We start from the raw sequence: 6,000 nt of genomic DNA, 5'->3' as shown, positions 1-6,000 counted from the left end.
CTTACCGGTCATTCCGGCTCCACCGCCCCTTTTAACAATTCAAAGGACCGCTGGCTGATGGTGTGCTCCATCCGGCAGGCCTCCCGTTCCGCGGTCTGGGGATCGACCCCGGCCGCAATAAGCCGCCGGGTAAAGAAGCAGTGTTTTTCATAGGTCTGCTCGGCTACCTCTCGGCCTATATCGGTCAAGCGCAGAGAGAAGTCCTCATCCATGCCACGATAGTATTAGGGCAATCATGAATTTGAGCTGTCCTTCATCTTGATACGGATCGTCTGCCGCGATCCCAGCATGGAACAGACCGCTCTTGTCGTTTGGTCGAGAGTGAGGGCAATCCATGCTCCGTATAATCCAAGACCAAGTTCGTAAACCAGGAAGAAGGTAAGGATCGGCCGCACCACTGCGATGCTGATAAGAGAATAGAGGGCCACAAAACTGGTATGCCCCAAGCCACGGAGCAGACCCGCATGGACCATAGCCCATGCCTCCGGAATATTGACAGCAGCCACAAAGATCATGATCTCACAGCCCAGAGCCAGGTCGTTGCCCTCCAGATGGTAGAACTGAAGCAAGGGTGACCGGAGCAGCAAATAGAGCAGCGTGGCCGCACCCCCAGTCCAAAGCGCCGCCCGGCGGGATACGGCCCCGATCCGTTTCAGGTTGCACGTTCTTCCAGATCCCAACGCCTGGCCGGCCTGAACCAGGCTGGCCTTCCCAAGCCCTTGGGAGAAGCTATAGTAAATGTCGCACAGGCTCCCACAGATGTTGTGGACGCTTAGCGCCGCTGTGCCCAGGTCTGCTACCAGGCGTGAAAATGTGAACATCCCAAACCGTTCCGCTGCCTGCTCCAGGAATGTGCCCGTGGCAAGGGGGGCCAGGGAGCAGAGGTATTCCCGTTCCGGCAGCCAGGCCCCTCTGCCCCGCAGAGTGGCCGGATGCCGCCGCCGTAAGAAAAGCGCCAGCGTATAGACCAGCGTGGCGCCAGCACCGATAGCAGTTCCCAGCCCAGCGCCGAAAACTCCCAATTGCGGGAATGGGCCCAGACCGTAAATCAGCAGCGCATTGAACACGACATTGACTCCGTTGCCTAGCACATTGGACACAAGCACGCTTTTGGTATCGCCAAGCCCCGCCAAGATGCCGTGAAGGACAATAGCCGGACCGGAGAGCGCCAGACTCACCAGGGTGGGAAAGGCATACTGCAACCCCAAGTTGATATAGTCATCCTGTGCACCGGCCAGTCGTAGAAGCGGGCCAGCTCCAATCCAGGTCCCGACCAGGAGCAGCATCGAGAGACCGCACCCCAGCATGAGCGAAGCGCGGGAACAGGAGGTCAGGGACTCATCCGGATGCTTGCCGCGCCGGCGGGCAACATAGGCGCTCAGTGCAACAGAGTAGGAGCGGGTTACGCAGAGGATCACCATACGGGGCTGGGAAAAAATACTGACCGCCGCCACCGCTGTGTTTCCCAGAGCGGAAACCATCAGCAGGTCGGCGGCGGTGAGCAGCATCAGCAACAGGCCCTCTGCCGCGGCGGGCCAGGCCAGCCGCCAGAATTCCTTACGGATGGCCATATGCGATCAGCGGATCTCCCGCCCGGACGCCCAAGGCGATTGTGTAGTAAAGGACAATGCCGTCAAACTCGGCCCGAACCTCTTGTAAGCGGCAACCAGACAGTGCCTCCAGGTGTCCGAGCAGTTCTCCCCTTCGGACCCGTTGGTCTAAACCTACTGCCGGATACCAAAATCCCTCCGACTCAGCTTCTGCATAGAAGGTTTCTGTGATCTCCAGCTGATCCCGCGGCGGGTTCCCTCCGGGCATAATCTCCAGATGGCGCAACAGGGAGCGGACGTCCTCACAGCAGGCGTCCACCTCCTGTTCAGACCAAAGCCCCTGCCCGCCCCTCTCAATCAGCAGTGCGGGAATGTCTCTTTGCACCGCCCAGCTGTAAAGCCCGTTCTTGGCGGTGGAGCGGACCCGGTAGGGTACCGTCAGGACCTTGGCGGCATCCAGTGAGACTTGGTTGACCATTTTCTTCCCTGCTGCCGGGAAGAACACCAATGGATGAAGCGTTTCGCTGCAGTCTCCGCTGTGGAGATCTGCCAGCAGATCGGCTTCCGGGTATAAAGCCGCCTCCAGGGCAAAGGCCAATCGAGCGGAAAGGGGGCCCGCAGAGTTGCCGGGGAAGGCTCGGTTCAAATTGACGCCGTCCTCCGGCACCACCTGTTTGGCTCCGGCATAAAAAGCACTGGGATTTGCCAGCGGCAGTAGGATGACGTTCCCCGACAGCCTCGCCGGATCCAGGTCCGCCGCCAGACGGCGCAGGGCCTGAATTCCCACATACTCGCAGCCGTGGACCCCTGCCGTGACCACCAGCGTCTTGCCCGGGGCGGCACCGCACAGGCAGAGCGCATTCAGGGACGGAGCATCCGGTACCGGGAGCGGTACGTTTTTTCGCTCACCAGGCAAAAGTGTTATCCCACAAAAAATCATACGTCCACCTCCGAAGTCTCGGTGTCAAATACCACAATGGACTCCAGCAACCGCCGGGCGTACTCATCCTTAGTCTCGCTGATGCGGCTGACGGGCAAATATTCTGTTACACGGCCCTGATAGAGGAACAGCACATCGTCACAGAGATATGTGATCGAGGTCAGGTCGTGGGTGATAAATACATAGGTCAGCCCCAGCTTTTCCTTCAGATCCCGCAGCAGATCCATTACCTGGACCTGGGTATGCGCATCCAGGGAGGAGATCGCCTCATCAAAGAGGATGACCTCTGGCTTACAGGCCACTGCCCTGGCGATGCACACCCGCTGAAGCTGGCCGCCGGAGAGCTCGTGGGGAAATCTGCCCGCAAAATCAGCAGGGAGTCCCACCAGTTCCAGAAGGGCGGCCATTTCCTTCTTTCGCTCCAGCCGGCCCCCCTCCCGGCGCTCCCGGACGGTCAGGCCCTCGCCGATGATGTCTTTGACACGGAAACGGGGATTGGCAGAGGTTGTGTAGTCTTGAAATACCACACTGAGCTTGTTCTGCAGGTTCCGCCGGCCCGCTCGGGAGGCGTAGACCGATACGCCGTCCAGAATCGCCTCGCCGCTGTCCGGTTTCAGAAGCCCGCAAAGCACCCGGCCCATAGTGGATTTTCCGCTGCCGGACTCTCCCAAAATACCGAGGCAGGTCCCTCTTTTTACGTTCAGGGACACATCAAAGAGCACCTGCTGACGGGTATGTCCGAACACCTTGTCCTGACGCTCGCTTCGGAAACTGACGCAGATATTTTTCAGTTCAAGCATAGACACGCTCCTTTCCTCCCAGCACCTGGCTGTATCGGCGCATCACATCCGTCCGCTTTTCCACCAGCAGCTTGGTATAGGAATCGGTTGCATGGTGAAGAATGTGTTGGAAATCGCCTTGGTCCACCACAAGCCCCTGATTGAGGACTACGATCCGGTCTGCCACACGGGAAATCGCATTCAAGTCATGGGAGATAAAGACCATCGCTGTCTGGTGTTCCTGCTTGATCCGCAGCAATTCGTCCAGGATCTCAAATTGAGTGATGGCGTCAATAGCTGTGGTAGGTTCGTCCGCGATCAGAAGGGACGGCTTCATAGAGGTCGCAATGCCAATCATAATCCGTTGAAGCATTCCGCCGGAGAGCTGATGCGGGTACTTCTCCAACACCTCCTCCGGATTACGAATCCGCATTTTCTCCAGCATCTCCAGAGAACGCTGGCGGATATCCGCCTTGCTCCAATCATTGTGGGCCGCAAAGGTTTCGGCAATCTGGGCTCCGATCCGGTAGAGAGGATCAAAACAGGTCATCGGGTTTTGAAGGATGATGCCTACCTGACCGCCTCTTAGACGGCGCAGTTCTTCATCACTTCTCCCCAGCAGCTCCTCTCCCTGGAATTTGGCACTTCCAAGCACGTGGAAGCTATGATCCAAAAGGCCCATCGCCGCTTTCATAGACATGGATTTTCCACTTCCGGACTCCCCAAGGATTCCAAGGCACTCCCCAGGATATACCGAGAAGGAAACTCCCTTCACCAACTCCACCCCCTGATGCCGGTGTGTGCAGAGCAGAACATGGAGATCTTGCAATTCCAGAACCGGGGTCATTTTTCCACCTCCTTGGGGTCCAGCACATCCCGCAGGGCGTCGCCCATCAGATTAAAGCAGCACACCAGAACCACGATGGCAATACCAGGCGCGATCATCTGGGTTGGATTACTGGTAAGTACATCCTTCGCCTCGTTGAGCATGGCTCCCCATTCCGGGGTTGGGGCCTGTACGCCCAGCCCCAGGAAGGACAGGGTAGAGATATTGATAATGGCCCAGCCCACATCCAGAGAGGCCAGCACCGCAAGATCAGAGGTAATAGACGGCAGAAGGTGTCGGAACAGGATGAACCGCTCCGGCATTCCCACGCACCGGGAGAACTGAACAAAGTTCCGGTCCCGGTACTGCATGACACCGGTTCGGATCATGCGGGCATACCACGCCCATTTGATGAACACATTGGCAATGATGACATTTTGGACATTGATCCCCAGAAGGCCCACCACGGCGAACACCATGATCTGGCTGGGGAAGGAAAGCATCACGTCCACCACCCGCATGATGACCTCTTCCACCACGCCCCGGAAGTAGCCGGCCATAACGCCCAGCAGCGCGCCCAGTGCGATGGTCCCCAGCATGGTCAGAAGGGCAAGTCCCAGCGTTGGCCGGATGCCGTAAATCAGGCGGGAGAGGACGCACCTGCCCAGATGGTCTGTGCCCAATGGGTACTCCAGGCTGTACGGCGCGAATTTGTTGAGGATATCCGTAACATAGGGATCATGCGGCGCCAGGAGCGGGGCAAGAATGCCGATCAGCGCGATCAGGAGGACGAAAGCCACCGTCACCACAGCGGCACGGTTGTGCAGAAAGCGTTTTCCCATGGCTCAGCTCTCCTTTCTCAGTCTGGGGTCGGACACGGTCTGAAGGATGTCGAACACCAGATTGAATACCACGAACAATACGCCGATGAACAGCACATAAGTCTGGATGACCGGCAGATCACGATTGAAGATGGAACTGATGCACAGCGTCCCCAGCCCCGGCCAGGAAAACACGTTCTCCACCACGATGGTGCCGGCAATCATCTGGGGGATGCTCATACCCATGGCCACGATGCAGGTGTGCATGGAATTTTTGAGCACATGTTTCACCCAGATGGAGCGCTGGGGCAGGCCGCGGACATTGGCGTAGAGCACATAATCCTGCTTCATATTCTCCAGCATATTATTGCGGATGAGCCGGATATAGGTAGAGATGTAACTGAGCGCCACGGTAAAGGCAGGCAGTATCATATGCTGCCAGGTACCGTTTCCGTTGGTCGGCAGCAGACCCAGCTTGACGCTGATCCCCCACATCAGGAGCAGCCCAACCCAATAGGCAGGCATGGCCGTGGAGATAAAGACCAGGCCCCGCATAATCTTATCAAACCAGCCATCCTTGTACACAGCGCAGAGGAAGCCGATAGGGATGCTCAGCAGCAGCACGATCACAAACGAGGCCGCCGCCAACTGCAGCGTGGCGGGCAGGCAGCGGGCCAGTTCTCCGGCGACTGTGCGGGCGGGATTGACATAGCTGATGCCGAAATCCCCCTGGAGACAGCCCAGGACCCAGTCAAAATACCGCACCAGAAAAGGTTTGTTCAGACCCAGCGCCTCCTCCATCTCCGCAATCGCCTCATCAGTGATAATGGGCGTCTGCTGGATTCGGAGGACGACCTCCGCCGGATTTGAGGGGATCAGGTTGATGAACACAAAACAGACAAAGGAAATCGCCAGCAGCAGGGGGATTGCCATCAGCAGCCGGCGGATTACATAGCGCTTCATAGATGCCCCTTTCTTTTTTGCATAGTTGCAAAACTTAAACTCTATTTTGCGGAGCCCGCGCACGCGTGCTTCTTACGTGCTTCGCACCTGTGGAAAGTGTGAACACCCCCGCGAGCGAAGG

General features: G+C 57.8%; 6 protein-coding genes and 1 pseudogene. All 7 read right to left on the bottom strand.

The annotated features are described in order from the left end of the window. Positions 1-8: 8 nt before the first annotated feature. Positions 9-212 (bottom strand): annotated as a pseudogene (locus ABUA09_RS07535) (iron dependent repressor, metal binding and dimerization domain protein); the annotation flags it as partial. 21 nt (positions 213-233) lie between these two features. Beyond that, positions 234-1,571 (bottom strand): MATE family efflux transporter, encoded by a 1,338-nt coding sequence (locus ABUA09_RS07530; protein ID WP_009259376.1) that lies wholly within the window; start codon positions 1,569-1,571, stop codon positions 234-236. Next, positions 1,558-2,490, bottom strand: coding sequence for a M14 family metallopeptidase (locus tag ABUA09_RS07525; protein WP_009259377.1), 933 nt, complete (start codon positions 2,488-2,490; stop codon positions 1,558-1,560). The genes ABUA09_RS07530 and ABUA09_RS07525 overlap by 14 nt, the downstream gene beginning before the upstream one ends. Beyond that, positions 2,487-3,290 (bottom strand): ABC transporter ATP-binding protein, encoded by an 804-nt coding sequence (locus tag ABUA09_RS07520; protein ID WP_009259378.1) that lies wholly within the window; start codon positions 3,288-3,290, stop codon positions 2,487-2,489. The genes ABUA09_RS07525 and ABUA09_RS07520 overlap by 4 nt, the downstream gene beginning before the upstream one ends. Further along, positions 3,283-4,116: an ABC transporter ATP-binding protein gene (locus ABUA09_RS07515; protein ID WP_009259379.1), complete on the bottom strand. Its 834-nt coding sequence runs from the start codon at positions 4,114-4,116 to the stop codon at positions 3,283-3,285. Before ABUA09_RS07515 ends, ABUA09_RS07520 begins: the two co-directional genes overlap by 8 nt. After that, positions 4,113-4,937, bottom strand: coding sequence for a nickel/cobalt ABC transporter permease (opp1C, locus tag ABUA09_RS07510; RefSeq protein WP_009259380.1), 825 nt, complete (start codon positions 4,935-4,937; stop codon positions 4,113-4,115). Before opp1C ends, ABUA09_RS07515 begins: the two co-directional genes overlap by 4 nt. 3 nt (positions 4,938-4,940) lie before the next feature. After that, entirely contained in the window at positions 4,941-5,879 is a 939-nt protein-coding gene (opp1B, locus tag ABUA09_RS07505; RefSeq protein WP_009259381.1) for a nickel/cobalt ABC transporter permease, read from the bottom strand. Positions 5,880-6,000: the final 121 nt, after the last annotated feature.

Origin of the sequence: Intestinimonas sp. RTP31139st1_F5_RTP31139_211217, from assembly GCF_040226735.1 — a bacterium.
In the GTDB taxonomy this organism is placed as follows: domain Bacteria; phylum Bacillota; class Clostridia; order Oscillospirales; family Oscillospiraceae; genus Intestinimonas; species Intestinimonas butyriciproducens.
Note: the sequence above shows the minus strand (reverse complement) of the source record. Positions and strands in the feature narration are given on the sequence as shown.